Annotated in this window: 30 protein-coding genes and 2 pseudogenes; 19 read left to right on the top strand and 13 right to left on the bottom strand. The window is 70.3% G+C overall.

From position 1 onward, the window contains the following. Nucleotides 1–116: 116 nt before the first annotated feature. Nucleotides 117–521 (top strand): STAS domain-containing protein, encoded by a 405-nt coding sequence (locus OG381_RS04180; protein WP_327714719.1) that lies wholly within the window; start codon nucleotides 117–119, stop codon nucleotides 519–521. 18 nt (nucleotides 522–539) lie between these two features. Next, nucleotides 540–968, top strand: coding sequence for a hypothetical protein (locus OG381_RS04175; RefSeq protein WP_327714718.1), 429 nt, complete (start codon nucleotides 540–542; stop codon nucleotides 966–968). A gap of 491 nt (nucleotides 969–1,459) precedes the next feature. Here the strand turns inward: OG381_RS04175 and OG381_RS04170 are convergent, their stop codons facing one another. The 6 genes from OG381_RS04170 to OG381_RS04145 all read right to left on the bottom strand — a co-directional run bounded on the left by OG381_RS04170 (nucleotide 1,460) and on the right by OG381_RS04145 (nucleotide 4,562). After that, nucleotides 1,460–2,245 carry a sulfite exporter TauE/SafE family protein gene (locus OG381_RS04170; protein ID WP_327714717.1) on the bottom strand — a complete coding sequence of 262 codons (786 nt, stop codon included), beginning with the start codon at nucleotides 2,243–2,245 and terminating at the stop codon, nucleotides 1,460–1,462. Nucleotides 2,246–2,321: 76 nt separating this feature from the next. Further along, a complete protein-coding gene (locus OG381_RS04165) occupies nucleotides 2,322–3,035 on the bottom strand; it encodes a cation transporter (RefSeq protein ID WP_327714716.1) in 714 nt (237 codons plus the stop codon). Continuing rightward, the gene (locus OG381_RS04160; protein ID WP_327714715.1) at nucleotides 3,035–3,370 is read right to left on the bottom strand and encodes an ArsR/SmtB family transcription factor; all 336 of its coding nucleotides are present in this window, start codon (nucleotides 3,368–3,370) and stop codon (nucleotides 3,035–3,037) included. The genes OG381_RS04165 and OG381_RS04160 overlap by 1 nt, the downstream gene beginning before the upstream one ends. 142 nt (nucleotides 3,371–3,512) lie before the next feature. Then, nucleotides 3,513–3,740, bottom strand: a complete 228-nt coding sequence (locus OG381_RS04155) for a DUF6480 family protein (protein ID WP_307035515.1) — start codon at nucleotides 3,738–3,740, stop codon at nucleotides 3,513–3,515. A gap of 28 nt (nucleotides 3,741–3,768) precedes the next feature. After that, the gene (locus tag OG381_RS04150; protein WP_327714714.1) at nucleotides 3,769–3,969 is read right to left on the bottom strand and encodes a hypothetical protein; all 201 of its coding nucleotides are present in this window, start codon (nucleotides 3,967–3,969) and stop codon (nucleotides 3,769–3,771) included. A gap of 170 nt (nucleotides 3,970–4,139) precedes the next feature. Beyond that, nucleotides 4,140–4,562, bottom strand: coding sequence for a CBS domain-containing protein (locus OG381_RS04145; RefSeq protein ID WP_327714713.1), 423 nt, complete (start codon nucleotides 4,560–4,562; stop codon nucleotides 4,140–4,142). A gap of 216 nt (nucleotides 4,563–4,778) precedes the next feature. On the opposite strand from OG381_RS04145, the gene OG381_RS04140 reads away from it, so the two are divergent. From OG381_RS04140 to OG381_RS04125, 4 genes and pseudogenes are all read left to right on the top strand, one after another. Then, a complete protein-coding gene (locus OG381_RS04140; RefSeq protein ID WP_443061867.1) occupies nucleotides 4,779–5,936 on the top strand; it encodes an FUSC family protein in 1,158 nt (385 codons plus the stop codon). A 128-nt stretch (nucleotides 5,937–6,064) separates the two neighbouring features. Then, entirely contained in the window at nucleotides 6,065–6,541 is a 477-nt protein-coding gene (locus OG381_RS04135; protein ID WP_327714711.1) for an SRPBCC family protein, read from the top strand. A gap of 154 nt (nucleotides 6,542–6,695) precedes the next feature. Continuing rightward, on the top strand, nucleotides 6,696–7,517 hold the full coding sequence (locus tag OG381_RS04130; protein ID WP_327714710.1) for an SDR family oxidoreductase: 822 nt from the start codon (nucleotides 6,696–6,698) through the stop codon (nucleotides 7,515–7,517). A 66-nt stretch (nucleotides 7,518–7,583) separates the two neighbouring features. After that, nucleotides 7,584–8,610: pseudogene (locus tag OG381_RS04125) on the top strand (DNA topoisomerase IB). Nucleotides 8,611–8,915: 305 nt separating this feature from the next. On the opposite strand, the gene OG381_RS04120 reads toward OG381_RS04125, so the two are convergent. Next, nucleotides 8,916–9,089, bottom strand: a complete 174-nt coding sequence (locus OG381_RS04120; RefSeq protein ID WP_327714709.1) for a hypothetical protein — start codon at nucleotides 9,087–9,089, stop codon at nucleotides 8,916–8,918. 124 nt (nucleotides 9,090–9,213) lie between these two features. After that, nucleotides 9,214–9,522, bottom strand: a complete 309-nt coding sequence (locus tag OG381_RS04115; protein ID WP_327714708.1) for a DUF3040 domain-containing protein — start codon at nucleotides 9,520–9,522, stop codon at nucleotides 9,214–9,216. Nucleotides 9,523–9,703: 181 nt separating this feature from the next. Here OG381_RS04115 and OG381_RS04110 point away from each other — a divergent pair, with 181 nt between their 5' ends. Continuing rightward, nucleotides 9,704–11,821 carry a SpoIIE family protein phosphatase gene (locus tag OG381_RS04110; RefSeq protein ID WP_327714707.1) on the top strand — a complete coding sequence of 706 codons (2,118 nt, stop codon included), beginning with the start codon at nucleotides 9,704–9,706 and terminating at the stop codon, nucleotides 11,819–11,821. 196 nt (nucleotides 11,822–12,017) lie between these two features. On the opposite strand, the pseudogene OG381_RS04105 reads toward OG381_RS04110, so the two are convergent. After that, nucleotides 12,018–12,323, bottom strand: a pseudogene (locus OG381_RS04105) (glycoside hydrolase family 43 protein); the annotation flags it as partial. A gap of 171 nt (nucleotides 12,324–12,494) precedes the next feature. Continuing rightward, nucleotides 12,495–13,634: an ABC transporter substrate-binding protein gene (locus tag OG381_RS04100; protein WP_327714706.1), complete on the bottom strand. Its 1,140-nt coding sequence runs from the start codon at nucleotides 13,632–13,634 to the stop codon at nucleotides 12,495–12,497. 524 nt (nucleotides 13,635–14,158) lie between these two features. Here OG381_RS04100 and OG381_RS04095 point away from each other — a divergent pair. The 5 genes from OG381_RS04095 to OG381_RS04075 all read left to right on the top strand — a co-directional run bounded on the left by OG381_RS04095 (nucleotide 14,159) and on the right by OG381_RS04075 (nucleotide 17,098). Then, nucleotides 14,159–14,653, top strand: a complete 495-nt coding sequence (locus OG381_RS04095; protein ID WP_327714705.1) for a MarR family winged helix-turn-helix transcriptional regulator — start codon at nucleotides 14,159–14,161, stop codon at nucleotides 14,651–14,653. 152 nt (nucleotides 14,654–14,805) lie between these two features. Continuing rightward, nucleotides 14,806–15,414 (top strand): DsbA family protein, encoded by a 609-nt coding sequence (locus tag OG381_RS04090; RefSeq protein ID WP_327714704.1) that lies wholly within the window; start codon nucleotides 14,806–14,808, stop codon nucleotides 15,412–15,414. Between the two features lie 49 nt (nucleotides 15,415–15,463). Beyond that, entirely contained in the window at nucleotides 15,464–16,270 is an 807-nt protein-coding gene (locus OG381_RS04085) for an MBL fold metallo-hydrolase (protein ID WP_327714703.1), read from the top strand. A gap of 2 nt (nucleotides 16,271–16,272) precedes the next feature. Continuing rightward, nucleotides 16,273–16,683: a nuclear transport factor 2 family protein gene (locus tag OG381_RS04080; RefSeq protein ID WP_327714702.1), complete on the top strand. Its 411-nt coding sequence runs from the start codon at nucleotides 16,273–16,275 to the stop codon at nucleotides 16,681–16,683. A gap of 34 nt (nucleotides 16,684–16,717) precedes the next feature. Beyond that, nucleotides 16,718–17,098: a nuclear transport factor 2 family protein gene (locus OG381_RS04075; RefSeq protein WP_327714701.1), complete on the top strand. Its 381-nt coding sequence runs from the start codon at nucleotides 16,718–16,720 to the stop codon at nucleotides 17,096–17,098. Nucleotides 17,099–17,539: 441 nt separating this feature from the next. On the opposite strand, the gene OG381_RS04070 is transcribed toward OG381_RS04075, so the two are convergent. Further along, entirely contained in the window at nucleotides 17,540–18,250 is a 711-nt protein-coding gene (locus tag OG381_RS04070) for a TetR/AcrR family transcriptional regulator (protein ID WP_327714700.1), read from the bottom strand. 134 nt (nucleotides 18,251–18,384) lie between these two features. On the opposite strand from OG381_RS04070, the gene OG381_RS04065 reads away from it, so the two are divergent. After that, on the top strand, nucleotides 18,385–18,573 hold the full coding sequence (locus tag OG381_RS04065; RefSeq protein WP_327714699.1) for a hypothetical protein: 189 nt from the start codon (nucleotides 18,385–18,387) through the stop codon (nucleotides 18,571–18,573). 235 nt (nucleotides 18,574–18,808) lie between these two features. On the opposite strand, the gene OG381_RS04060 is transcribed toward OG381_RS04065, so the two are convergent. Beyond that, nucleotides 18,809–19,720 (bottom strand): aminoglycoside phosphotransferase family protein, encoded by a 912-nt coding sequence (locus OG381_RS04060; RefSeq protein WP_327714698.1) that lies wholly within the window; start codon nucleotides 19,718–19,720, stop codon nucleotides 18,809–18,811. Between the two features lie 184 nt (nucleotides 19,721–19,904). Between OG381_RS04060 and OG381_RS04055 the strand changes: the two genes are divergently transcribed. Together OG381_RS04055 and OG381_RS04050 are read left to right on the top strand one after the other, a co-directional pair. After that, a complete protein-coding gene (locus OG381_RS04055) occupies nucleotides 19,905–20,558 on the top strand; it encodes a class I SAM-dependent methyltransferase (RefSeq protein ID WP_327714697.1) in 654 nt (217 codons plus the stop codon). Between the two features lie 155 nt (nucleotides 20,559–20,713). Beyond that, nucleotides 20,714–21,067 carry a DUF7878 domain-containing protein gene (locus OG381_RS04050; RefSeq protein WP_327722377.1) on the top strand — a complete coding sequence of 118 codons (354 nt, stop codon included), beginning with the start codon at nucleotides 20,714–20,716 and terminating at the stop codon, nucleotides 21,065–21,067. 114 nt (nucleotides 21,068–21,181) lie between these two features. Here OG381_RS04050 and OG381_RS04045 read toward each other — a convergent pair whose 3' ends face one another. Beyond that, entirely contained in the window at nucleotides 21,182–21,859 is a 678-nt protein-coding gene (locus OG381_RS04045) for an SDR family NAD(P)-dependent oxidoreductase (protein WP_327714696.1), read from the bottom strand. A gap of 145 nt (nucleotides 21,860–22,004) precedes the next feature. On the opposite strand from OG381_RS04045, the gene OG381_RS04040 reads away from it, so the two are divergent. From OG381_RS04040 to OG381_RS04025, 4 genes are all read left to right on the top strand, one after another. Continuing rightward, a complete protein-coding gene (locus OG381_RS04040; RefSeq protein WP_327714695.1) occupies nucleotides 22,005–22,706 on the top strand; it encodes a TetR/AcrR family transcriptional regulator in 702 nt (233 codons plus the stop codon). Nucleotides 22,707–22,813: 107 nt separating this feature from the next. Continuing rightward, a complete protein-coding gene (locus OG381_RS04035; RefSeq protein ID WP_327714694.1) occupies nucleotides 22,814–23,560 on the top strand; it encodes an IclR family transcriptional regulator in 747 nt (248 codons plus the stop codon). Between the two features lie 82 nt (nucleotides 23,561–23,642). Then, entirely contained in the window at nucleotides 23,643–24,602 is a 960-nt protein-coding gene (locus OG381_RS04030) for a PDR/VanB family oxidoreductase (protein WP_327722376.1), read from the top strand. Nucleotides 24,603–24,636: 34 nt separating this feature from the next. Then, nucleotides 24,637–25,839, top strand: a complete 1,203-nt coding sequence (locus tag OG381_RS04025) for a cytochrome P450 (protein WP_327714693.1) — start codon at nucleotides 24,637–24,639, stop codon at nucleotides 25,837–25,839. Nucleotides 25,840–25,864: the final 25 nt, after the last annotated feature.

The following is a 25,864-nucleotide window of genomic DNA, read 5'->3' as shown; positions in this document are numbered from 1 at the left end:
CTCGGTCCCTTTCTCTGGCTCAAGTCGGCTGAAATCGCGATTTCGGATGGGCATACTGCTGTTGTGCCTTGAGACGGCACTTGTGCAGAGGCAACGGCAGTGCGGAGGCGGTCCTCATGACGCTTCGAACGTCCATCCGGCAGGACTGTCTGATCGTGGAGATGCCCCCGGAGGTGGACATCGGCAACGCTGAACTGCTCCGGCGGGACCTGCGGTCGTTGTGCCGCACCCACTTCAGCCCCTCCTCGCCGGACGGCGTGGCCGCGGTGGTCGTGGACTGGGCCGCTGCCCCGTTCCTGACCATGGCCGGGGTGGCGGTGCTGGAGGACCTGCGGCAGCAGGCGGGTGAGCAGGGGATCGCGGTGCGGGTGGTGGTGTCGCGCAGATGGCCTCACGCGGTGTTGCGCATCGTGGGTCTGACCGGGGTGCTGGCGGTCCATGACAGCGTTGAGCAGGCTCTGACCGTCGGCGGGCCTTCCACTGAAGGGCGGGGCCGGCCCGAGCTCGGGAAGAGCTCTTGACGCCGGGATGGTGCGGACATGACTAATGGCGAGCGACGGCGAAGCCGTGGGACGCCGTCGAGTCATCTGAGTGACCACCTGGGCCTGATCTCGCAGTTCACCGAGCAGGCCCGGGTCGGTCTGGAGAAGGAGTCCGACACCGCGCGCATCTTCATGGCGATCTATGCGGGTTTCCTTGTGGAGGCCGGGGCCGGGGCCGGGATCCGGTGGCTGCTGGAGCCGTCCCTGATCGAGCAGGCGACCGTCGCCGTCCGTCGTCAGGCTCCCACGGCCACGGGAGCCGAGCGCGACCTGGCCACCCGCCTGCTGGCGACCCTGTGGACGGCAGGAGTGGTGGCCGGCGTCGACACCGAGGACTGGATCCGCGACGCCCCCGAACTCCCCGTGATCTGCCTGCGCATGGCCGCCCAGGTGGTGAACGAGGTGGAGCCCCGGCCGCCAGGCTGACCAGCACGGACGCGGTCGCCGCTGCTGTGCGGCCTTCGTCCTGGCCCGATACCGGAGCGGGCCAGGGGCGGGCTGGGGGCCGGTTTGCCGACATGGCAGACAGGGCGCGGTGGTGGTGGGAGGCTTTCAGTATCCGGCCGCCGCCGCGCCTGCGGCGGCGGCCGAAGTGCGAGGACCGAGCTCCCCTCGCAAAGGTCCTCGTGCGGGATGCTCTCCGGCGTCGGCGCTGCGGGAGTCGCGCCGCACCGGAAGGCAGAGGCTGGAGCCGCGTTGTCGGCGATGCGGCTCCAGCCGGCGCCTCGGCATGAGCTCGTCCCCGGGCCGGGTTGGAGCCCGCCCGGTGCCGGGGGCGGAGAGCGCTCAGGAAGATCGGAACAGGACCTGGCCAGGCACTCTTGTGTGCGTGACCGAGGAAACCGTGACCCGCGAGAAAGAACCCCGCTCGCGGCGCAGGTTCGGAGATGGCGGGCGGATCGTCCCCTGGACCGGCATCAGTTCAGGGTCTGGACCGCGTACAGAGCGCCGAGGCCCGCGGCGAGGGCGCCGAGCAGGAGCCGTAGAACCTGTTCAGGCAGACGAGGTTGGAGACGGGCGCCGAGGTAGCCGCCGATCAGTCCGCCGGTGCCGCAGGCGAGTCCGAGCCACCAGTCGGGGGCGACGTCCGCGGAGCTGACGAAGGAGAGCAGCGCGTAGGCGGTGGCGCCGACGACGGAGGTGGCGAACGTGGCGGCGAGTGCGGCCGGGGCGACGCGGGCGACGGGCAGGCCGCGTCCGACGAGGATCGGTCCGAGGAGGGAGCCGCCGCCGATGCCGTAGATACCGCCGACCACTCCGACCGCCAGGGCGAGGCCGGTGAGTGCGCGTGGGCTCAACTCGCCTGCGGGCGGCGGCCGGTGACGAGCCGGGGTGAGGGCGCGCAGGCACAGCCACAGGCCGAGCGGCAGCAGCAGGGCGGCGATCAGGAGCCGGAAGACGCCCGGGCCGGGGAGGGCGAAGACGCGGATGGCGGCGCCGAGGACGACACCCGGCAGGGTGCCCAGCACCAGACGCCGGGCGAGGTCGCCGCGCAGCGCCCCGTCGCGCCGGTAGCGCCACAGGGCTCCTGGTCCGGCGACGACGTTGTACAGCAGATTGGTCGGGGTGACCGCGGGATTGGGCACGCCGAAGACACTCAGCTGGATGGGGAGGAGGAACACCGCTCCGGACACCCCCACCGGGGCGGTCACGGTCGCGATCAGCAGGCCCGCGACCAGCCCTCCCGCCCATGTCCAGTCCACCGCTGCTCCTGTTGATCGATTGCCTGGCCAGTATCAGTGCCCCGGAAGGTACTGAGGGCGGTCCGCAACGAGCTGTTCACGAACAGCATGCGCAGTCGGCTCCACAGCCGCACGCGTCCACGTCGTCGCTCGGCGAGGTGGTCGCGGGTGCGGTTGCCGGGGCGCAGCAGCCTTTGCCCTGCCAGGCGTCGCGGCCCTCCTTGACGGCGAGGGCGGCGATGGCGAGGGCGGCGAAGGGGTCGGCCCAGGACCAGCCGAGAGCGGCGTTGAGGACCAGGCCGGCCAGGAGCACCGCCGAGAGGTAGGTGCACAGCAGCGTCTGTTTGGAGTCGGCGACGGCGGAGGCGGAGCCGAGTTCCCGTCCGGCGCGCCGCTGGGCGGCGGACAGGAACGGCATCACCGCCAGAGAGAGGGCGGCGAGGAGGATGCCCGGCAGGGAGGGCTCGGCCTCGCCCGTACCGGTCAGCGCGCGGACGGCGTCGGTGGTCACGTAGGCGGCGAGCACGAAGAAGGAGACCGCGATGATCCGCAGCGTGGTGTGCTCCCGGGCTTCACGGACCGCGTGGTCGCGGGCGGAGAACTGCCAGGCGACCGCGGCGGCGGAGGAGACCTCGATGACGGAGTCCAGGCCGAAGCCGATCAGTGCGGTGGACGAGGCGATCGTGCCCGCCGTCAGGGCCGCGACGGCCTCGACGACGTTGTAGATGATCGTCGCGCCGACCAGCAGCCGTATCCGCCGGGCGAGTGTCTCGCGGCGGGCCGGGGAGGGTCCGAGGGATGTCGCGGTCATCAGCAGCAGCCGTCCCTGTCCGCGTCGGGGCAGGTCTTGTCCGCCTCCACCGCGACGACCGCGGCGCGCAGGTGGTCCAGGGCGTGGCCGAACCGTTCGTCGGCGAGTTCGTAGCGGGAGCGCCGGCCGTCGGGCACGGTGACCACCAGGCCGCAGTCGCGCAGACAGGCCAGGTGGTTGGAGAGCCGGGTGCGCGAGATGCCGAGCTGGTCGGCGAGGTCGGCCGGATAGGCCGGTGCCTGGCGCAGCGAGAGCAGGATGCGGCAGCGGATGGGATCGGCGAGCGCGCGGCCGAAGCGGGCCAGCACGTCGATGTCGGAGGCAACGGTCAGCACATCACGACAGTACAGCGAATCCTGAATTCAGGAAATCTTGGATGGTCGGTGGCGGACATTCGTCCACTGTGAGGGACGAGAAGGGTCGACAAGCAGCAGTCCCGACGCTCCCGGCTGTGCCGGCCGGGAGCGTCGGGAAGCGTCACGCGATCAGGGCCACCATCATGGCGATCAGCCCGACTGCCACCAGCGCCACCACCACCATGATCAAGGTGAGCGGCATCGCTCCCCATCCCTTGCGCAGCTCGGGCGGCTCCGGATGGGAGATGCCGTGGGTGCCGCCCTCGGCGGGTGGAGTCTCCCCGGGCGACACTCCGCCGCCTGGTTCGAGCCCTGGGGTTCGCCTCGGTTCGGGGTCAGGAGTCGCCATGGCGCATGTCCTCTCGGCTCCAGGCCGGCTACGTCCGGTTGGCCTTGGGCTTGGCCGGCTGATCAGGTGTGCCGTGCGGCGGCGCGTGCAGGGGCGGAGCGGCCGTCTGCGGGGTGACCTTCGACCCGCCTCGGGGCGGGTCCGGTGTCATGGGGCCGCCGTGTCCTCCGTCCGAGGACGCGGTGGTGTCGGCGGGCGGCCGGTCGAGCCTGGCCTCCGGAAGCCGCATCACCATGGCACGGTTGGCGTGTTCGCTCTCATGGCGTCGCTGTCGGGATCGGCAGTTCGTCGTGCTGTCCGGTCACTGTCCTCACCTTCGCAACGAACGAGGAAGATCCGGGTTTCCCGGCCGATCCGTGGCGAAACGGTCCCTCTCGCCGGATCGGTTCGAGGCGGGCGTTACGTATTGGGCCTGGCGGCGCTGATGTCGCCGAGCGCCGATTCCGGGTCGCGTTCGATGGCCAGGTCGGCGAGGGAGACGATGCCCACCGCGTGCTGCTCCTGGTCCACGACCGGTATCCGGCGCACGGCGTGCTCACGCATCATGTCCACGGCGCGGCTCAGGTCGTCGTCGGGCCCCACAGTGACCAGATCGTCGCTGCAGGCGTCCGCCACCGTCGTGTTGTTCGGATCGCCGCCGTCGGCCAGCGCGCGCACCACCAGGTCGCGGTCACTGACCAGACCGCGCAGTCGTTCGCCGTCGGTGACCAGTACGGCACCGATGTTCTCGTCCCGCATCATCCGGGCCACGGCCGTCACCGAGGTCTGCGGTTCCACGGACACCGGTGCGCTCGTCATCACGTCGCTGACATGCTGAGTCATGGGAGCACTCCATCCCTTCGTGGTTCGGGCGGCGCCTTCACCGCCACCGGCCCCGAGTACCCGCGTGAGACCGGTCTCCACGCCGTCACGGGGGAGAGGGGTAGGCCGCCGGACGGCCGCCGTCTCCGCACCTCCACCCGCGCGATCGACCGGCGAGGTTGAGTGAAATGACGGTTGGCGGGTGCGTTTCGTTCCTGGTGTGGCACTTGCTGTGTCATGGAGTGGATGCGTAGGGCGGGCCAGGCGGGCCGCCGCGGTGCGGGGGCCGCCGTAGCAGCGGTGCGGCGGGCATGGACGGGTCCGGGGCGTGAGCGGGATCTGGTGGTGCAGGCGGGCAAGGCGGCGCTGGCCGCGTGGGTGGCCTGGGCGGTCGTGGGCTGGTGGCTCGAGGCGCCGATGGCGTTCGTGGCACCGTGGGTCGCGGTCGTGCTCGTCGAGTCGACGGTCTACCGGTCGGTCGCGCACGGGCTGCAGCAGGTCGCGGCGATCGCGGTGGGTACGGCGCTGGCGACAGCGGTGGCGTTGTTGCTGAACAGCTCGATGGTCACGATGGCCGTCGTCCTTCCGGTAGTGCTGTTGCTGGGGCAGTGGCGGCGTCTGGGCAGTCAGGGGATCTATGCCGCCACCGGTGCGCTCTTCGTGCTGACCGGTGGCCCGGTCAGCATCACGTCGTCGGGCGCCCGTATCGCGGAGGCGCTCTTCGGGGCGTTGGTCGGCGTCGTGGTCAACGCGCTGATTCGGCCCCCGGTGTACCTGCGGGACGCCAGGGCGGCACTTCAGGACGCGGCCTGTGAGGCTCAGGAGATCCTGGAGGCGGTCGCCGACGGGTTGGCCTCCGGTGAGTGGGACGGCCATCAGGCCGGAGAGTGGCACGAGCGTGCGCTCCGTCTGGGCCGCCTGGTCGACCAGGCCCGGTCGGCCATCGGCTGGGGCCGTGAAAGCGTGCGCGTCAACCCGCGTGCGCGCCGAGGAGGGCGGACTTCTTCCCCCGACGACACGGTGTACTCGGACGTGCTCGCGGTGCTCGACTACGTCGCTGTCCATACCGCGGGCGTGACCCGGACGGTGGGGGAGACCGCGGCCGGTGGGAAGGCGGCTCTGCCGGTCACGGAGCTCACTCGCACCTACGCGGATTTCCTACGGCACACGGCCCGCGCCGTCCGGCTCTACAGCCAGGCCCGGTTCGCCCCGAGCGGCCGTGAGGACTCCGCCGCGGAGCAACTGCGTGAGGCGGTCGGGGAACTCCACCGCAGGCTCGGCGAATTCCGCGTGCGGCTGCCGGAAGCCGTGTCCGACGATCCGGACGCGCTGGTGACGTACGGAACGCTGTTGGCCCAGGCGCATCGCCTCGCCGATCAACTTGTCCAGGACTGACGCCCCTAGCCGATGAGGGATTCGCCCCGGTATGCAGGTCTTCATGCCTCGGGCCCGGGTACCCGGCGTCGTGCGGACGCGTGGGGCCGCTGGGCTCCGCGCGCGACGAACGCCAGTGAGGAGAAACGATGAGCACGGTGAAGGAAGCAGTCGACGTCGAGGTGCCGCTCCACACGGCCTACAACCAGTGGACGCAGTTCGAGGAGTTCCCGCGCTTCATGGAGGGCGTCGAGGAGGTGCGGCAGCTCGACGACCGGCACAACCACTGGGTGACGAGTGTCGGCGGGGTGCGGCGTGAGTTCGACACCGAGATCGTCGACCAGTTGCCGGACGACCGGATCACCTGGCGGACCGTCGACGGCGAGACCCGGCAGCGTGGATCGGTCAGGTTCGAGCAGCTGGACGACACGCACACGCGCGTGGAACTCACCATGGACGTCGAGCCCACCGGAGTCGCGGAGAAGGGCGCGGACGCGCTCGGCATGATCGACCGCCGGGTCAAGGGAGACCTGCGCCGCTTCAAGGACTACATCGAGCAGCACGGGGGTGAAACGGGCGCCTGGCGAGGACGCATCCGGCCTGGGAATCCCGGTTCGACCCTCTGACCCGTGGCGCCGAAGTCGGGAAACCGTGCCGAGGGGTGAACACGGGGTCCGTGCCGGGGAGTTGGAGTGGCAGGCATGGCTCCCGGCCACCGCCGGATCCGCCGTGGGGCCTGTCGGCTCGTTCTCGGAGCAACGACCATCATTTGGAGTCGCCATGGAACCGCAGCACCCCGCTCCCGACTCTCCTGCCGCCCCCGTGGCACTGATCACCGGGTCCGACTCCGGGATCGGCCGTGCCACCGCTGTCCGGCTGGCCGAAGCCGGCATGGACATCGGTGTCACCTGGCACAGCGATCGCGAAGGGGCACAGCGGACGGCGGACGAGGTACGCGCGGCAGGGCGCCGGGCCGAGATCGAGCAGTTGGATCTCACCCGGCTGCCCGAGGCCGCCGAGGTCATAGACCGGCTGGCCGAGCGGCTGGGCAGGATCGACGTGCTGGTCAACAACTCCGGGACGGGGACCATGACCCCGTTCCTCGACCTGGATCTCAGCACCGTGCGCCAGGTCGTCGACGTCGATCTGGTGGGGCCCTTCCTGTGCGCTCAGCGCGCCGCCCACCGCATGATCGCTCAGGGCGGCGGCGGCCGGATCATCAACGTCACCAGCGTCCACGAGCACCAGCCCCGGGTCGGCGCGGCGCCGTACTGCGCGGCCAAGGGCGGTCTCGGACTGCTCACGCAGGTCATGGCGCTGGAACTGGCCGAACACGAAATCACCGTGAACGCCGTGGCTCCGGGCGAGATCGCCACTCCCATGACCGGACAGGAGGACACGGACGTCACCGCCGAGCGACGGCCGGGCGTGCCGCTGGGGCGCCCCGGCGATGCCCGGGAGGTCGCGGCCGTGATCGCCTTCCTCGCCGGCCCCGGCGCGTCGTACGTCACGGGCGCCTCCTGGGCGGTGGACGGCGGCATGCTGCGGATGGGACCGCAGGCCGGCAGCCATCTGACCGACGACGCCTGGCGGCGCCCCTGATATACGGGTGTGGGTACCGGAAGAGAGACCTTCCTCGCCAGGGAAGGCTGACGAGGGGGGTTGGGGTTGCGTTTCCACCACAGCCGGCCTACCGAGCCCGGGTACAGACGTCGACGCCACGGCCGTGGCTTCCGCTACTACGACTCCACGGGTCAAGCGCTGCGCGACCGGCAGGAGTTGGAGCGGATTCGGGCGCTGGTCATTCCGCCGGCCTGGCGGGATGTGTGGATCTGCCACCGGGGCCAACGGACATCTGCAGGCCGTCGGTACGGACGCCGCCGGGCGCCGCCAGTACCTCTACCATCCGCGGTTCCGCGCCGCACAGGAGCAGGCCAAGCACGGGCACGTGCTGGATGTCGCAGAGGCCCTGCCCGCCCTACGGGCCGTGGTCGAGGGGCACTTGAACGAGCGGGGACTGACGCGCCGCAGGGTCCTCGCCACCGCCGTACGCCTGCTCGACCTCGGATGCTTCCGCATCGGCAGCGACCGCTACACCGAACTCAACCACAGCTACGGCCTGACGACGCTGCTGCGCGAGCACTCTCGCTGCCGGGCCGGCGCCGTCGTGTTCACCTACACCGGCAAGGCCGGCCAGGAGCTCGTCCAGAGTGTCATCGACCCCGCCACCTGCCGGAGCCTGACGGCGCTGATGCGGCGCCGGGGCGGCGGTGACCGGCTGCTGGCCTACTGGGAGCGGCGTGCCTGGCACGACGTGAGCGGCGACGAGGTCAACGCGTACCTCAAGGACGTGTCCGGTCTGGACATCTCCGCCAAGGACTTCCGTACCTGGCACGCCACCGTCATGGCGGCCGTGGCCCTCGCGGTCTCCCAGCCCGTCGCACGCAGTGAGACCGCGCGCCGCCGTGCCATCGCCCGCGCGGCGCGGGAGGTGGCCGACTTTCTCGGCAACACGCCCGCGGTCTGCCGGGCCTCGTACATCAACCCGCGCGTGATCGAACTCTACGAAGAAGGGGTGACGATCGCCGAAGCGCTGCCATATCTGGGTGAGGAGTGCCCGTACGGCATCCCCGCCACGCACGGGCCCGTCGAGCAAGCCGTGGTGCGCCTGCTCCGTGACGGAACCCGCACCTGAGCGGAGAGGTCACTTCCGGGGCTGGGCCTCGACCACGGCGGCGGGGGCCATACTGCGGGTGACCAGCCCTGGGCGATACGAGCACGCTCGACGTCCGGCTCCTGCCCGGAGTCTCCGTCCCCCGGGCCGTCACCCGGCATACCCCTCACCTCCCCGTCCGCTCCGCGCCACCGTTCCACCCGCTCTTGGCACACTCAAGCGGACACGGTCCGAAGCCGGCACACGCGAGGGGGCGACCTCATGGGCGAGCCGTCGCGTGGCGGAATACGCAGGCTTCGAGAGGGCCGAAGTCAGAGGGCAGGGGCTCAGTCCTCGCCCCGTACGACGTTCGCGTCGGCCCCGTCCCGCAGCTGCGCCGTGTCGCTGTCGATCGTCGCGCGCACGCAGGTGCGTATGGCCTGCCCACGCAGTCGGCGGGCCTGCGCCCAGCCCGTCTCAGGTCGGCTGACAGTGATCGTCTTCCTGACTTCCCCGGTCACAGCGGTTCATCTTCTTTCTGCGTCCGGCCCGTTCACGGTCCGGTTCGTCCTACACCCCGTCACGTCAAGGATTTCCGAGTGTCCGTTCGGCCCCACAGCAAACACCGCCTCCGCCGACGTCGGCTCAGCGCTCCCTCCACCCGCACAACAGCCTGAACCCCGCATACAGCGTCACGGGCCACAGAGCGGCGAAGGCCCAGATCACCGCCGGCTCCGAGGTGTCGATGCCTGCCGCCACGAGTCCGACGGAGATCGCCAGCAGCACCGCGACGGTCCACGGGTGCGGCCGGTAGTGGGTGATACGGGCCAACAGGGGGCGCCGACGCCGGCCCAGCCTGCGCATCCGCCGTTCGAGACGGCGGTCGCGGCGCAGGGCGCGTTCCATCTCGTCGAGTTTGTGTCGCTCGTCATCGTGGAGTGGGCCGGTCGTCACTGTCTCTCCTCGTCCCCTCATCCCCTGGTCGCCGCCGCCGGGGATGTGACCCGGGTGCCCGGGCGACCGCCCGACTAACCGACAGGGGCGCCATGGGCGTAGCGTCCTCATAGGGGCAGTCTCGGGTACGCAGGACCGACCCGGCCGTCCCGGATCCCCGCCACGATGCTGGAGGTGCCTCGTGACCAGCGCGGGCTGTCCGGCCGCCGTCGACAGCGACGATCTGGATGCCGTGTTCGCGGAGACGGTGCGTCGAACCGGCGCGTCGATCGGTGCTCTGTACCTGCTCACCTCGGATGAGCGGCTGTTGCGGCTGGACGTGCTGTGCGGGGCGCCGGCGGAGTTCGCCGAACCGTGGGCGAGGGTACCGACGGCCGCTCCGGCACCGGTGGCCGTCGCGGCGCGTGAGAACCGCCTGGTATGGGTGGGCAGCCAGGAGGAGATGGCCCGTTCTTATCCCCGCACCGCGGCCGTGCTTCCCTACCCGCTGGCACTGGTCGCCGCGCCGGTCACCGGTGCCCGGCGCTGGGGAACACTGCTGCTCATGTGGCCGGCCTCCCGTCCGCCGTACATGACCGGACGCGAGCGGGGCCACATCGCGTCCAGTTGCGTACGTCTGGCGCGGCTGCTGGAGGAAGCCGTCGAGCGGGGAAAGTTCCCGTCCGACGACGACCGGCCTCGCGTCGTCCCCGCCGCTCGCCCACCCGGCAGCCCGGCGATGGCGGCCGCCGACTTCGCGGAGCGCCTGCCCGGCGGAAGCTGCGCGCTGAACCTCGAGGGGCAGTTCACCTACCTCAGTTCCGGCGCCTGTGAGCTGCTGGGCTGCGAAGCCGGCCGGCTGCTGGGCACCCTGCCGTGGCAGTCCCTGCGCTGGCTGGACGACCCCACCTACGAGGACCGCTACCGTGCCGCGGTGATCAGCCGCGAGCCCGTGTCGTTCACCGCGTGCCGCCCACCGGACCAGTGGCTGGAGTTCCACCTCTACCCGGATGCCAGCGGCATCAGCGTCCGCATCGTTCCCAGCGGTGCGCGGCCCCATCCGGCACCGGCGCCGAGTCGGTCCACGCACGAAGTCGCACCGGCCGGCGCGGGCCGGCTCTACCAGCTCACGCACCTGGCCGCCGGACTGACCGAGGTCGTCGGGGTGCAGGACGTCATCAACCTGGTCGCCGATCAGATCATGCCCGCCTTCGGCGCCCAGGGACTGGTCCTGTCCACCGCCGACGCCGGGCGGCTGCGGATCACCGGATACCGCGGTTACGCCCCCCACACCATCGAGCGCCTCGACGGCCTGCCCCTCGACACCGACTTCACCCCGGCCGGACAGGCCCTCAGCAGCGGCATCCCCGCGTTCTTCGCCGACCAGGAGGAGATGCGCCGTATCTACCCCCAGGCCCCCCAGGCCAGCGGGAAGCAGGCATGGGCCTTCCTGCCGCTGATCATCTCCGGCCGGCCCGTCGGCTGCTGCGTCCTGTCCTACGACCACCCCCACACGTTCCGCGCCGAGGAGCGCGCGGTCCTGACGTCGCTCGCCGGACTCATCGCCCAGGCCCTCGACCGCGCCCGCCTCTACGACACCAAACACGAGCTCGCCCACGGCCTCCAGCAGGCACTGCTGCCGCGCACCCTTCCCCAGGTCAACAGTCTGCGCGTCGCCGCCCGCTACCTTCCTGCGACCCGGGGCATGGACATCGGCGGAGACTTCTACGACCTGATCCGGCTCGGCGACACCGCCGCCGCAGCCGTCATCGGCGACGTCCAGGGACACAACGTCGCCGCCGCCGCTCTGATGGGCCAGGTCCGCACCGGCATCTACGCCCACGCGACCCTCGGCACGCCCCCCGACCAGGTCCTCGCCAGAACCAACCGGCTCCTCGCCGACCTCGCCCCCGAGCTCTTCACCAGCTGTCTCTACGCCCACTTCGACTTCACCCGCCGACGCGTGTGCCTGGCCAGCGCCGGCCATCCGCCACCACTCCTGCGGCTGCCCGATCGCGTCACCCGGCCCGCCGTCGTTCCGCCCGGACCCCTCCTCGGAATCGACCCCGACGCCGACTTCCCGCTGACCGAGATCCCACTCAGCCCGGGTCTGATGCTCGCCTTCTACACCGACGGCCTCATCGAGACGCCGGGGGTCGACCTCGACGACTCCATCGCCGGCCTCGCGCACCACCTCGCCGACGCCGAAGACCGGGACCTGGACCTGCTCATCGACGACCTGCTCAGGAAGACCGGCACCGCCGGCCCGCGCACCGACGACATCGCGCTCCTGGTGCTGCACGACCGAACGGACGCCTGACGGTCACCGCCGCGTCGGCAGCCGGTGGCCGTCCCGGTGTCGGCCTCAGCAACAGGCTGCCGTATGCCCACTCATGGCGCCGGAGTCGTCGCCGCGAGGGTGGCGGTCTGCTCGTCCTGGGCGATGCGGCCGCGCAGCATGGTCTGCGAGGCCGCAGCGGGCGGGTGCCGCGGCACACAGCCCGCAGCTCGAACCAGTCGAAGGCCGCGCTGCCGCGGGTGGCGTACATGCCGAACACACGGCCGGTGAAGCCGCCGGCGACCTCGGTGGTCAGATAGCGGCCGTCGAGTTCGGCGAGGATCTCGAAGTCGCCGGCTGCTGTCTCGTACCCGAGACGAAGGCCGTCGGGACCGCCACGGCGGAGGCCGACGGCCGGGTCCCGCCCGTCCGGGCCGGCGCCGCGGGCGGTGACGGAGGGAGGCAGTACGTCGGAGGTCGTGACGTCTATCCGCAGGGTCAACGGGCCGTCCGGTACGGCCCGTTCGGCGACGGCGTGAGCCATGAGCTGCACCGCAGAACCTGGGGAAACTGACCGGTACCCAACTCGCCGACCGTCCGGGCCCTACGGCGGAACCAATGGGCATCCCCACCCGCCGAAGGGCTGGTGGGGATGCGATACGTCGTTATACGGTCCGGAACTTTCGGGCCCGACCCGTACAGGGCCTGCCGGAGGTCAGGCGCCCGGGTGCAGGCCCGGCCAACCGGGTGTCGGGTCGCCCTTGACCTCGCCGAAGTAGAGGGCGAAGGTCTGCTTCAGCCGCTCGACCTGGGCCCGGTCCTCCATGAAGCGAGGGAACCCGTCCACGTTGGCGTTCGGGTACTCCCAGATCGGCTTGAGGCCGGTGGGCGGCGCGATGTCCGTGCGCACGGACCAGCTGTTGGAGGTCTGACGCTCGGTGGACAGCTGCCAGTTGAGGTAGAGCTTGGCCGCCGTGGGGTTGGCGGCCTGCTTCAGGATCGCGATCCGCTGACCCCACGCCATGAACGGGTGCCCGTCGGTCATCATCCAGCGGTTCGGGCTGGTGGCGAGCGGGTTGCCACCCGCGCCGACGCCGATGATCTTCTCCTTGTTGGTGACCGCGGTGCCGGGGGAGAAGGTGCCGCGGGCGAACTGCGGCTGCTGGGCGGCGAAGTCGGCCACCCAGTCCCAGCCGTAGGTCTCCGCGTAGAGGGCGAAGAGGTAGAGCACCGCGTCGTCGTCGTGCGGGTAGGAGGAGGCGATGGCACCCTTCCAACGCGGGTCGACCAGGTCCAGCGGCGTCCGCGGCGCGTCGGCCCCGGCCGCCGCCACGTCGTACAGGTAGCTGAAGGCGATGACCATGCCGGCCACCCATGCACCGTCCGGGTCCCGGAACTTCTTGTACAGCTTGCTGAAGCCGGCGGGCTTGTAGTGCAGCAGCCGGCCCTGGCGCTTCCAGCGGGTGAAGTCCTGGAGCGTCTGCAACTGCACCACGTCGGGGACCAGGGTGTCGGTCGCCAACTGGTTGTCCACGCGGACGTCGTGGTACTTGCTGTAGTCCACGATGAGGTTGAGGTCGATCTGCGGGAACCGCTGGCGGAAGGCGGTCCGGGCGCCGGCGCCGCTGCCGGAGTTGGCGAGGTCGCCGCCCGCGTAGATGATGAGCTTGCCGCCTTCGGCGAGGGCGTCCTGGTACAGCTCGTCGAGGCTCCTGGTCTCCTCGGAGCCGGCGCCGCGTGCGGCTGTGGCCGGGCCGGCCGCGGCGGGGGTCGCGGTGGCGCCGAGCGCGCCGAGTCCGAGCGCGGCGCCCGCTCCGGTGGCAAGGAGGCGCCGACGACTGGGAAGGCTGGTCACTGGGGTAACCCTTTCTGCGTGGGGGCAGGGGTGTTCCCGGAACACGGGCGGCGTACCGCTCCGGCCGGGACAGCGGGAGGGGAAACAGCGAAGCCGCTGTTCTGGCAGGGCACGCTCAACAGGCCCCTTGGCGGCGAGCCGGCCGTGTTCGCGGGTGGGACCGGATGTTGACCAACTTCGTGCCGCCGACCGGGAAATCCAGGTTGGGGACGGTAAATTCGAGCGTGCTCATCAGGGCTCTTCGCTCTTCGGTCGGGAATGGGGCTCGCTGGGGGCGAGCGGTTCACCTGAAGAGTATCTGACGAGTCAGGTGTTCTTGTGTCGGAGGCATGCGATGTGATCCGAGTCGCATGGCCGGCAAGGCAGTTGGCGTGGCTGCCGCGCCCGCAGGAGAGCCGTACATGTGGCTCATGGCGCCTCCGGGGCCGCCGCCGATCGGCCGGGCCATTCGATTCGGCTCTGCCGCCCGTGCCCTGCGTGATCGGTACGGTGATGCTGGGGTGAGAGGAGGGGGTGGCGACGTCGTGGATGAGCAAGCGGAGATCGGGACGGTGAAGGAGGCTGCCGACCACGAGCTCGTCCTGGCGTTCGGGCGGCTTCAGGGGGCGGCGAACCGGCTGGAGTACATCCTTGGCCGGGCGCTCGAGGTGGAGTGTGGCATCAGTCATCTGGTCTTCGAGGTGCTGCTGATCCTGGGGCGGGTGGGCGAGCCGGGACTTTCCATGCGGGCGATCGCGCAAGAGCAGGTCCTGACCACCGGCGGCGCCACCCGGCTGGTGGATCGCATGGAGACGGCTGGACTTGTGACGCGCGCGGAGTCCCCGGGCGACCGGCGCGGCAAGCTGGTGCGGCTGACAGCGCTGGGCGAGGAGACGGCCGTACGCGCTGCGCAGGTGCACTTGGAGAACATCAAGCGGTACTTCGTGGAGCCCTTGCCGGAGGCGGACCGCGCGCGGTTCGCGGAGGATCTGCGGATCCTCAGTCACACGGCCAGGGATGTGCTGCCTCGACTGCCCTGACCTGCGAAGCGGTGGGAGTGCGGGTCTAATGACAGTGGCCTCGTTTGTGTGTCCCAGTTCACACGGTTCGAGGAATGTCTGACGAGTCAGCTACTGTTTGATCAGATGAACTGCTCGCAACCGGCGGGCGGTCCTCCTTACCGAGGTCTTCGATGAAGCTCGTCTACGTCTTCGACGCCTACTGCGGCTGGTCCCACGGTTTCTCCGGGACGCTCCGCGAGACCGTCTCCCGCCACCCCGAACTGCCGGTGGAGGTGGTCTCCGGCGGCCTGTTCACCGGACCGCGCCGGGTCCCGATCCGCCAGTTCGGCTACGTCCAGGGCGCGAACGCCAAGATCGCCGAGCTGACCGGTGCCGAGTTCGGCGAGGGCTACGAGCGGCTGATCGCCGACGGCTCGTTCGTCATGGACTCCGAGGCCGCCGCCCGTGGCGTCGCCGCCCTGCGCCAGGTCGCCCCCGACCGCGCGGCAGAACTGGCCGCCGCCCTCCAGAACGCCTTCTACGTCGACGGCCTGAGCCTGTCCGACCCGGCCACCTACCGCACGGTCGCCCAGGCAGCCGGACTCGACGCGGACGCCGTCGTCGCCGCCTTCGAAGCCCCTGGAACGCGGGCCGCCGCCGAGGCCGACTTCCGCCGCGCGGCCCACCTCGGCGTCACCGGCTTCCCCACCCTCCTGGCCGTCGACGGCGACACCGTCACCCCGCTGGCCCACGGCCACGCCACCGCCGACGAGATCGACGAACGCCTCGCCGCGCACTGAGCTTCCCCCGTCCCCACCCCACCCCGTCCCTCGCGCAAAGGAGCCACCGATGAGCACGCTCGACTTCAAGGTCCTCGACCTGGACTTCCCGGCCGGCAGCAAGAACAAGACCGCCACCCTCGTCACCGGCGAGACCGAGGCGCTGCTCGTCGACGCCGCCTTCACCCGCGCCGACGGCCACCGCCTGGCCGCCGAGATCCTCGACTCCGGCAAGCAGCTCACCACCGTGTTCGTCTCCCACGGCGACCCCGACTTCTACTTCGGCGCCGAAGTCATCGCCGACGCCTTCCCCGAGGCGAAGTTCGTCGCCACCCCCATCGTCATCGAGCACATCCAGCACTCCTACGAGGGCAAGCTCAAGGCCTGGGAGGCCCTCGGCCCGAACCTGCCCACCCGCCTGGTCGACCTGGAGCCGCTGACCGGCGACCTCACCCTGGAGGGCCACCGCTTCGAGCTCAAGGGCGGCACCCCCGAGCTCTCCGACCGGCACTACCTGTGGCAGGCCGAGCACCGCGCCCTGCTCGGCGGCGTCCTGCTCTTCCAGCAGGAGCACGTCTGGGTCGCCGACACCGCCACCCCCGCCTCCCGCACCGCCTGGATCAAGCTCCTCGACGAGATGGCCGCCCTCGACCCGCAGCTGGTCGTCCCGGGCCACCGCCTGCCCGGCACCGCCGCCGACGCGTCCGCGATCACCGCGACCCGCGACTACCTCGTCGCCTTCGAGGAGGAGCTCGGCAAGGCGGCCGACGGTGCCGCGCTGACCGAGGCGCTGATCGCGCGCTACCCGGACAACGGCATGCTGATCGCAGCCCAGCTCGGGGCGAAGGTCGCCAAGGGCGAGATGAAGTGGGGCTGACCATGACCGAGTTCGCCACTTCCACGGCCCCCGCCGACGTCGTACGCCGCCAGTACCTGGCCTCCGCCGCCGGCGACCTGGAAGCACTGCGCGCCACCCTCGCCCCCGACGTGGAGTGGACCGAGATGGCCGGCTTCCCTCTCGCCGGCACCTACCGCACCCCCGACGGCGTCACCGCCAACGTCATGGAGAAGCTCGGCCAGGACTGGGACGGCTGGGCCGCCCACGACGACACCTACGTCGTCGACGGCGAGAACGTCGTCGTTCTGGCCCGCTACACCGCGACCAACAAGGCCACCGGCAAGCCGATCGCCGTCCGCGTCGCCCACCACTTCGTCGTACGCGGCGGACTCATCGTGCGGTTCGAGCAGTTCGTCGACACCGCCCTCGTCCGCGACGCCATGACGGACTGACGGGTTCCGTACCACGGCAAGGCAGGGGATCCGCATGCCCGCTCAGGACAACAAGGCGCTCGTGATCGCCTTCTACGAGCAGGCGTTCAACGACTACCAGCCCGAACAGGCGGCCGAAGCCCACCTCGGCGATAACTACACCCAGCACAACCCCGAGGCCCAGGACGGACCGCAGGCGTTCGTCGGCTATGTCCACTGGCTGCGCGGACAGTTCCCCGACCTGCGCCTGGACGTCAAGCGAGCGATCGCCGAAGGGGACCTGGTGGTCACCTACAGCAACCTGCACCTCAAGCCCGGCGACCGTGGCATGGCCGTCGCGGACTTCTGGCGTGTCGTCGACGGGAAGATCGTCGAGCACTGGGACGTGATCCAGGAAGTGCCGGAGAAGAGCGCCAACGACAACACCATGTTCTGAGCTCCTCGGTGGCATCCGCGCCGGAACCGGGTGCGGATGCCATGGGGTGCGTCGGGCCGTCGTCAGCGGACGGGCACCGGTGAGCCGTTCCCGCAGCGGGCCGCATATCCACGGGGTGCGCGTGGGCCTCGTGTACCAGGACGACAGTCAAATACGTCGACGGGAGCGTCGTGCCGGCTGCCCAGGCTTACGGCGGTGTTCGCGCCCACCTGGCCGAGGAAGCCGCAGAGTGACTCAACAGGCAGGGTGACGGGCACCTTTGCCCAGACGCTCGGCGCCGTCGCCCAGGGGGAGTAGCCGCCCGTCCCGCGCACCGCGTCCGTATCCCCTCCCTTCTTCCTCTCGCTTCATGGCCGACCGCGCCGCCGTCGAGCGCTGGAAGCAGACCTGCGCCCTGTACTTCGGCGAGGAGTCGGAGGTCCGTCATTGGCGCGGATCCGCCTACTGCGTGCCGCCGTCCTGGATGGAGCACGGGTCGGCTCGTGACAGGCGGACCATGGCGCGGTAGAGGGCGGAGGGCCTCGGGGCCTCGGGCAGCGGGGGGATCGGTGCGCAGGGCGTGGCGTAGGAGCGGATCATGTGGCCGACGAGGCGGCGCCAGGTGTCGGGGGCGTCGTCGCCGGTGGCGGTGACGACTCCGGCGTTGGCGATGAGCAGGATGACGACGTCCTGGTGGGTGAAGTCGTCGCGCAGATGCCCGCTGTCCTTGGCGTGGGCGATGAGTTCCAGCAGCAGGTTGTACGCCTCGGTGCGGCGGGCCTCCAGTGCCTTGGCGGCGGGGAAGGCCATGGTCAGGACGTCGGCGAAACCACGGTCGGCGGCCTGCATGGCGCAGATGGCGTGGAGGTAGCCGATGAAGCCGTGCCAGGGGTCGGGGTCGGCGAGTGCCTCGGTGACGGCCTCGGCGTAGGCGTCCATGCGGTCGGCGAAGACCGCGTTGACGAGTTCCTCCCGGGTGGCGAAGCGTCGGCCGAGCGTGGCCTTGCCGACGCCTGCCTCGCGGGCGACAGAGGCCATGGAGACGCCGAGCCCTTCGGAGGCGTAGAGGCGGCGGGCGGCGGCCAGGATGCGGTCGCGGTTGCGTTCGGCGTCGGCGCGCAGTCCCGTACCGGGCTGCAGGCACGGCGTCTGGTCGGAAGGTGGCGAGGTCATACCCCCACTCTATTGAAGTGGAACGGGCGGCCCGTTTCTCGCGTACGGTGGGCTGCAATGGAAGTGGGTCGGCGGACCACTTAAGCTCTGCCCCGTCCCGCGCCGACCGGGCCACGGCCGTCGAACCCGGCGGCATGGTCTTCGCCGGCAGCCCCGACGAGATCGCCGACCGGGTCCTCCACCTGCACGGTCTGCTCGGACACACACGCCAGATCCTCCAGATGGATGTCGGCGGCATGCCCCAGCGCGACTTCCTGCGCGCCATCGAACTCCTCGGCACGAAGGCGCTCCCTCAGATCCGGGGCGAGCTGGCGAAGCCATGAGCCGGAGCCGTCCCCGCGGGCGCGGCCACCTGCCGCGCCGCAGTGTCCGTCGGACTCCGTGGCAGTCAAGTCGTCACCGCTATGCGGTCCGCTCGGCAGCCCATGGCCTCCCAGGGCCAGCGAGTTGGGTGAGCGACGCATCCGGGTCGGATGCCATCAGCCCCGGCGTGGTCTGCACGCCCGACCGGTGAGGCAGGGGGAGGGTGTCACGTCTCGGCCCACGGTCGGGGCGACATCACTCCACCGAATCCATGGACTCCATCGAATCCAGAATGCGGTCGAGTGTCCGGCGCCCCATCCTGCTCATCGTCGGATTGGTCTCGACGTAGTACCAGACCAGACCCATCGCCTGTTCGAACGCCCAGGCCTTGCCGCGCTCCCACTCCAGATCGTCACAGTCCAGTGCCCGCCGGAGCACGTCCCGGGGGCCTGGCTGCAACAGGTGCCAGGCACTGACCAGATCCAGTGCGGGGTCGGCAGGGCCGAAGCCGCCGGTGTCGAGTACGCCGCTGAGCCGGTCTCCCTCGACCAGTACATTGCCGGGAATCAAGTCACCATGGCTCATCACGTCGGCGCCCGCCCGCGGCAACTCCCGGAAGTGGCTCCACAGTTGGCGCAGCCGGGGCACGTCGTCCAGCAGCCCCTTGCTCTCCCCGAAGCACTCCGCCATCCACTCGTCGTGGTGAGTGAGAACGCCGCCACGATTGTCGCCGTTGAATGACCGCCCCCGCGTGTCGACGTTCCGCAGGCCTGTGATGAAGGCCGCGAGGTCCTCGGCGAAAGCGGTCGACCCACTCGGGTCGGCATCAGAGGCGACCGTTCCCGGCAGCCATGTCTGGACCGACCACGGCATGGGGTAACCCGCGCCGGGCTTTCCCAGGGCGACGGGTTCCGGGACGGGGAACCGAGACACCTGTGCCAACTCCGCGCTCGCCTGGGCTTCCTGTTCCAGAACCGCCAGTGCTTCGGCGGCATCGGTCAGACGCAGCGGGAAGCGCGCAGAGAGGTCGTTCCCGATGCGGAAGATGGCGTTGACCGTCCCGGTCGACGGCAGGTGTCGGATGGCCTTGCCGCTCCACTGAGGGAACTGCTCATGGATCAGGGTCGCAACAATGTCGGCGTTCACGTCCACTTGGTCATCGTGCATGGTGATGCGCGCAGGCCTTTCCTCTGGTCCAACGCGAAACGCCGGAAGCAGACCACAACTACTGGGACAACAGCCAGTATTCATACGCCAGGGTGCGGATCAACTGAGATTCTTCCCGAAGCCTCGCAGTCAAGGGGTGGCAGATTCCCGTGTGCCTCGGTGGACCTGCCACTAGGTTTGCGGGGTGACTGACACCGTCTACCTCGCCGCGGTCCGGGAGTCGTACGACACCGTGGCCGCCGACTACGCAACAAGCGTCAAGGCACCCGCCGAGCTGGATCCGCTGTCGCGCGCGATGCTGGCCGCGTTCGCCGAACTCGTACAGGCAACGGGGGGCGGGGCGGTCGCGGACGTGGGGTGCGGTCCCGGCAAGGTGACAGCGCACCTGACGGAACTGGGGCTGTCGGTATTCGGTATCGATGTGTCCCCGAAGATGATCGAACTGGCCCGGGAGGCCTACCCGGACCTGCGGTTCGCCGTGGGATCCATGACCGCGTTGGAGATCGGCGACCACGAACTCGGCGGCATTCTGGCCTACTACTCCACTCACCACACGCCGCCGGAGTTGTTGCCGGTCGTGTTCGCCGAGTTCCACCGCACCCTGGCGCCGGGCGGCCATCTGATGCTCGTGTGCCGGGTGGGGGAGGGCGAGCACCTGCGTCGGACCCTTGCCTACGGCGACCGGGCGGCGCCCTTCGAGTCCTACCGGCTGCCGGCGGATCGCATCTCCGAACTGCTGGAACAGGCTGGGCTCGTTGTCACCGCGCGACTGGTGCAAGCGCTCGACGAAGGGGTGAAGGGACCGATCGCCAGCTTCATGGTCCGCAAACCGGAGTAGCCACGTGACTTGGTAGAGTCCGCCGCATTTGGGTGGCCTGGGGTGTGTGGGGCCTCAGATCTCATGGAGGCCGGGCGATGCGGTTCGTGTGCCGGAACTTTGGACTGTCGGATCTGCGGAGGCGTGGGCTCACCCCGCAGGAGGCTCCCTTGGAGGTGCTTCTCCTGGACATTGAGGCAGAGCTCTCCATCTGGGAGCAAGGGCGGGTGGTGTGGTCCGAGGGGACGTTTCCTGTGGCTGAGTTGGCATATCGGCTGGCGCTCTGGCTGCAGGGCCCCGCAGCCGGCCGTGAGGACTTCGCGTTCGAGTCGATGCAGGCCGAGGAGGGGGTCATCCGCATCGTGAACACCGGTGAAGGCTGGCGGGTCGGCTCTATTTTCACGCCGGACTTCTGGACGTCTCCCGTCACTTGGGATGCCTTGGCGGAGGCGATCGGACAGTTCGACCGATCCGTGCGAGCGGGCGTTGCCTCGATGGGTGTCGAGCCTTCTTTTCTTCTGGAGCCCTGAGGGCCGTGGATCGCGCCGCCGCGGCAGGGCGGCGGGAAGCGGTGGCGCGATCCGGCACCGACAGATTCGGCTCCGACAAAAGGGGGGAGGGGCTGCGGTGCCAGGGGCTGAAGTTCAGCCCCTGTAGACGATCTCGCCCTGGTCGCGCTTGGTGGTGTGCAGCTCCCAGTAGACGGAGGAAACCTCCTCGGGCGTGGCCGCCTTGAGCGTGGGGTCGATCGAGCCGCCGTCGAGCGCCACGTCGATGGCGATGTGCGCGGCCTGGATGCCGGTGCCGTCCAGTTCCTTGTGCAGGTTGACCACCCAGTTGCGCAGCGCCGCCGCGGCGGCGTTGACGTTGCCGACCATCGGCAGCGGGTCGAGGGAGCCGGCGCCGGTGGTGTAGAGCAGGGTGCCCGCGCCGGCCTCGCGCATCGCGGGCAGGACCGCCTTGGTCGCGGCCATGGCCCCGTACAGCTGGACCTCGATCTCGTGCTGGATGTGGGAGGGGTCGCTCTCGGCCGGAGTGGCCAGCACGGTGGATTCGATGGCGAGCGGGGAGTACTCGAGGACGTCGATGCCGCCGAACCTGGCGGCGGCGTCCTTGAGCGCCTGGCTGAGTGCGTCATGGTCGAGGACGTCCGCGGGGAACGCGGCGGCCGTGATGCCCTCGGCGGCGAGGGTGGCGACGAGGCCGTCGAGCTTGGTGCGGTTGCGGGAGATGAGGGCGACGTCGAAGCCCTGGGAGCCGAAGGTGCGGGCGATGGCCATGCCCATCTGAGGGCCTGCTCCAATGATGGCGATGCTGGTCACGGTGATCCTTTCGTAAGGCTGGTCGAAGCCAGCAGATATTTGGATAGACCTATCCGTATCGAGATCCGGATAGGTCATTCCGGTTCTGTGTTGCCACCGTACCACCAGAAATGGATAGGGCAATCCGGTTGCTACGATGACCGGTATGAACCCAGGCGCCCAGCACTCCGACGTCCCCGCTGCTCAGCCGCTGCGCAGCGATGCCGAGCGCAACCGGGAGCGGATCATCGCCGCGGCGCGTGTGGTGTTCGCGCGAGACGGTCTGGGCGCCTCAATGGCCTCGGTGGCCCGTGAGGCGGGCGTGGGGATCGCCACGATGTTCCGCCGCTTCCCCACGAAGGCGGACCTGGTCGACGCCGTCTTCTGCGACCGCATGGACGCCTACGCCGACGCGGTCGCCGCCGGCCTGGACGACCCCGACCCCTGGCACGGCTTCGTCGGCTACATCGAGACCGCCTGCGCGATGCAGGCCGCCGACTCCGGCTTCGCCGACGTGCTGACCACGACCTTCCCCACCGCCAAGGGCCTGGAAAGGCGCCGCGACGAGGCCTACCAGGGCATGGTGGAGCTCATCAGCCGGGCCAAGGCGACGGGCCGGCTGCGCGAGGACTTCGACTCCTCGGACCTGGTGCTGCTGCACATGGCGAACGCCGGCGTGGTCAACGCCACCAGCGGCGCCGCCCCCGACGCATGGCGCCGCGTCGTCGCGCTCTTCGTCCAGTCATTCGAGGCTCCGGCCCGCGGCCCTCTGCCAGCCTCGCCCGAGCATGACGCCCTCTACAAGGCCATGCTCCGCGCCGGTTCGGCGGGCGATGCGGCACCGGAGTCGAGCTCGGGCAAGGACTGACCTGGGGGGCTGGAGCCGTGAGGTGCGGGATCGTCGCCGTCCATGTGCCTGCGGGCATGGACCTGCGCGGTCCCTGAGCCGATCATGGCTGTGGGAGGACACCACAGATGGGTGATTCGGTTCTGTCTCGGGCGGTGCGGATCCTTGAGGTGTTCACACCCGAGGAGCCGGCTCTCACCGTCTCCGAGATCTCCCGTCGCACGGGACTGCACCTGGCGACCGCGTCGCGGTTGGTGGCCGAACTGGTCACGCACGGCTTCCTGGCACGGGACGCCGACCGCCGGGTGCGGGCCGGCATGCGGTTGTGGGAGCTGGGGACGCGGGCGTCGCCCACCCTGTCGTTGCGGGACACGGCTATGCCGTTCCTGGAGGGCGTGCACGACGTGGTGGGCCACCACGTCCAACTCGCCGTGCTGGAGGGCGAGGAGGTGCTGTTCCTCGAACGGCTCTCGGCACCGGGAGCAGTCATTAACTACACCCGGATCGCGGGCAGGCTGCCGCTGCATGTGTCGTCCAGCGGCCTGGTACTGCTGGCGCACGGTCCCGTCGCACTCCAGGAACGCATCCTCACCGGAACCCTGCAGGCGTACACGCCGCACACCATCACCACCCCCACCGCGCTGCGCTCCACCCTGGCGGAGGTCCGGCGCCAGGGTTACGCGTACTGCCCGGGATACGTGCACGAGGACGCCCTCGGCGTCGCCGCCCCGGTCCGTGGACGGCAGGGGGAGGTGGTGGCCGCGTTGTCGGTGATCGTCCCCAACGAGGCCGGGGCGGCCTCCGTCGTACCCGTGGTGCGGACCGCGGCGCGCGGCGTCTCCCGGGCCCTGACGGCTCGCGGCCTGCCCGGCTGAGGAATCCCGCAGCTTCCTCTCTCATTGAATGAGAGTCCCGTCGCGCCTCCCGCTCGCCCCCGCGCATGCTTCCGGCAATCCGATGACGGGAGGCGACAACGTGGTCGTGACTCTGGAGATCTCCGCCAAGGAGACCGTGGCCGAAGGTGTGGTCGCGCTGACCCTTGCCCATCCGGCGGGCGCGCGGCTGCCGGACTGGACTCCCGGCTCCCACATCGAAGTCGTGCTGCCCGGCGGGACGATGCGGCACTACTCGCTGTGCGGGAACCGGTGGGACGCCTACACCTATCGGATCGCCGTCCTGCGCGAGCCGAAAGGACGCGGCGGATCGGCGTTCGTCCACGACACCCTGCGCCCGGGCGACCGGATCGGTGTCGGCGGACCGCGCAACCACTTCCCGCTGGCACCCTCGGAGAGGTACCTGTTCATCGCGGGCGGCGTCGGCATCACTCCGCTGCTGTCGATGGTCCAGCAGGCCGAACTGCTGGGCGCGGAATGGCAGTTGCTCTACGGCGGACGAACCCGGGCCTCCATGGCCTTCCACGAAGAGCTGACGGCCGCCCACGGCGAGCGGGTGCACATCGCCCCTCAGGACGAGGTGGGACTGCTCGACCTCGCGTCCTGGCTCGGCACCCCGCCTCCGGACACCAAGGTCTACTGCTGCGGTCCCGCTCCGCTGCTCGCCGCGGTGGAGGCCGCCTGCGCCCACTGGCCGCCGTACACCCTGCGCACCGAGCGCTTCACCGCCGCCGAACAGCGCGCGCCGGTGCGGGATCTGCCCTTCGACGTGGAGCTGCGGCGAACGGGGCGCACTGTCACCGTCACTCCGGACGTCTCGGTGCTGGACGCGGTGCGCGGGGCGGGAGCGAACGTGCTGTCCTCTTGCGAACAGGGCACCTGCGGCACCTGTCTCACGCCCGTCCTGGACGGCAGGCCCGACCACCGTGACTCGATCCTCGCCGAGTACGAACGGGCGGCCAACACCTGCATGTTCCCGTGTGTGTCCCGTTCCTGCGACGACCGCCTGGTCCTCGATCTGTGACCTGCTCCCCGTAGCCTCGAAGCAAGGACCCGCCATGCCCGAAACCGCCGTGCTGCCCGTCTGTGACGCCGACGTCTTCTCACCCGACGTCCTCCGGGCGCCCGAAGAGCTCCATCACGTCCTGCGGTCCGCCGGACCCGTCGTCTACCTCTCCCGCTACGACGTGCACGCCCTGGCGCGCTATCAGGAAGTGCATGCCGCCCTGGTGGACTGGCAGCACTTCGAGTCGGGAGCGGGGGTCGGCCTGGCCAACTTTCGGCACGAGAAACCATGGCGGCCGCCGAGCCTGCTGCTGGAGTCCGACCCGCCTCGGCACGACGCACCTCGACGCGTGCTGCGGGAGATCCTGGCGCCACCCGCGCTGCGTCAGCTGCGCGAGGCCTGGCAGCAGGCGGCCGAGGAACTGGTCGAGCACGTTCTTGCCGACGCGACGGAGTTCGACGCGTTCACCGAACTGGCGCGCGCGTTCCCGCTCACGGTGTTCCCCGACGCCGTGGGCCTTGGCCCGGACGGCCGGGAGAACCTCCTGCCGTACGGCAACATGGCCTTCAACTCCTTCGGGCCCGTCAACGATTTGGTGAAGGCCGACGCCCACCGAGTGGCCGAGCTGTCGGCATGGGTGAGGGCCCAGTGCGCCCGCGAGGCCCTGGCCGAGGGCGGGTTCGGGGCAAGGGTCTGGGCCGCCGCCGATCGCGGGGACCTGACTCCCGCGCAGGCGCCCCTGGTGGTGCGCTCCCTGCTCACCGCCGGTGTCGACACCACGGTGCACGGGCTGGCGGCCTGCCTGTACGCCTTCGCCACCCACCCCGAACAGTGGCAACGACTGCGCGAGCGGCCGGAGTTGGCACGGGTCGCCTTCGACGAGGCGGTGCGCTGGCAGTCGCCGGTGCAGACGTTCTTCCGTACCGCCACCACCGACGTCACCATCGCAGGCACCGTCGTCTTGCAGGGCACGAAGATCTTGATGTTCCTCGGCGCGGCCAACCGCGACCCCGAGCGCTGGGACGATCCCGACCGCTTCGACCTCACGCGCGACCCCTCCGGGCATGTCGGCTTCGGCATGGGCATCCACCAGTGCGTCGGCCAGCACGTCGCCCGTCTGGAGGCCGAGGCCCTGCTGACCGCCCTCGCACGTCGAGTCGAGCACATCGAACTCACCGCGAACCCGCGCCGACACCTCAACAACACCCTGCGCTCCTGGGCGTCCCTACCAGTCCGCGTCCATCCGGGGCGCTGAGTCGCGGATCCCGGCCCCTCGGGTG

This window comes from Streptomyces sp. NBC_00490 (genome assembly GCF_036013645.1).
Lineage (GTDB): Bacteria > Actinomycetota > Actinomycetes > Streptomycetales > Streptomycetaceae > Streptomyces > Streptomyces canus_F.
The sequence above is the reverse complement of the archived record's forward strand: the minus strand, read 5'-3'. Positions and strand labels throughout refer to the sequence as shown.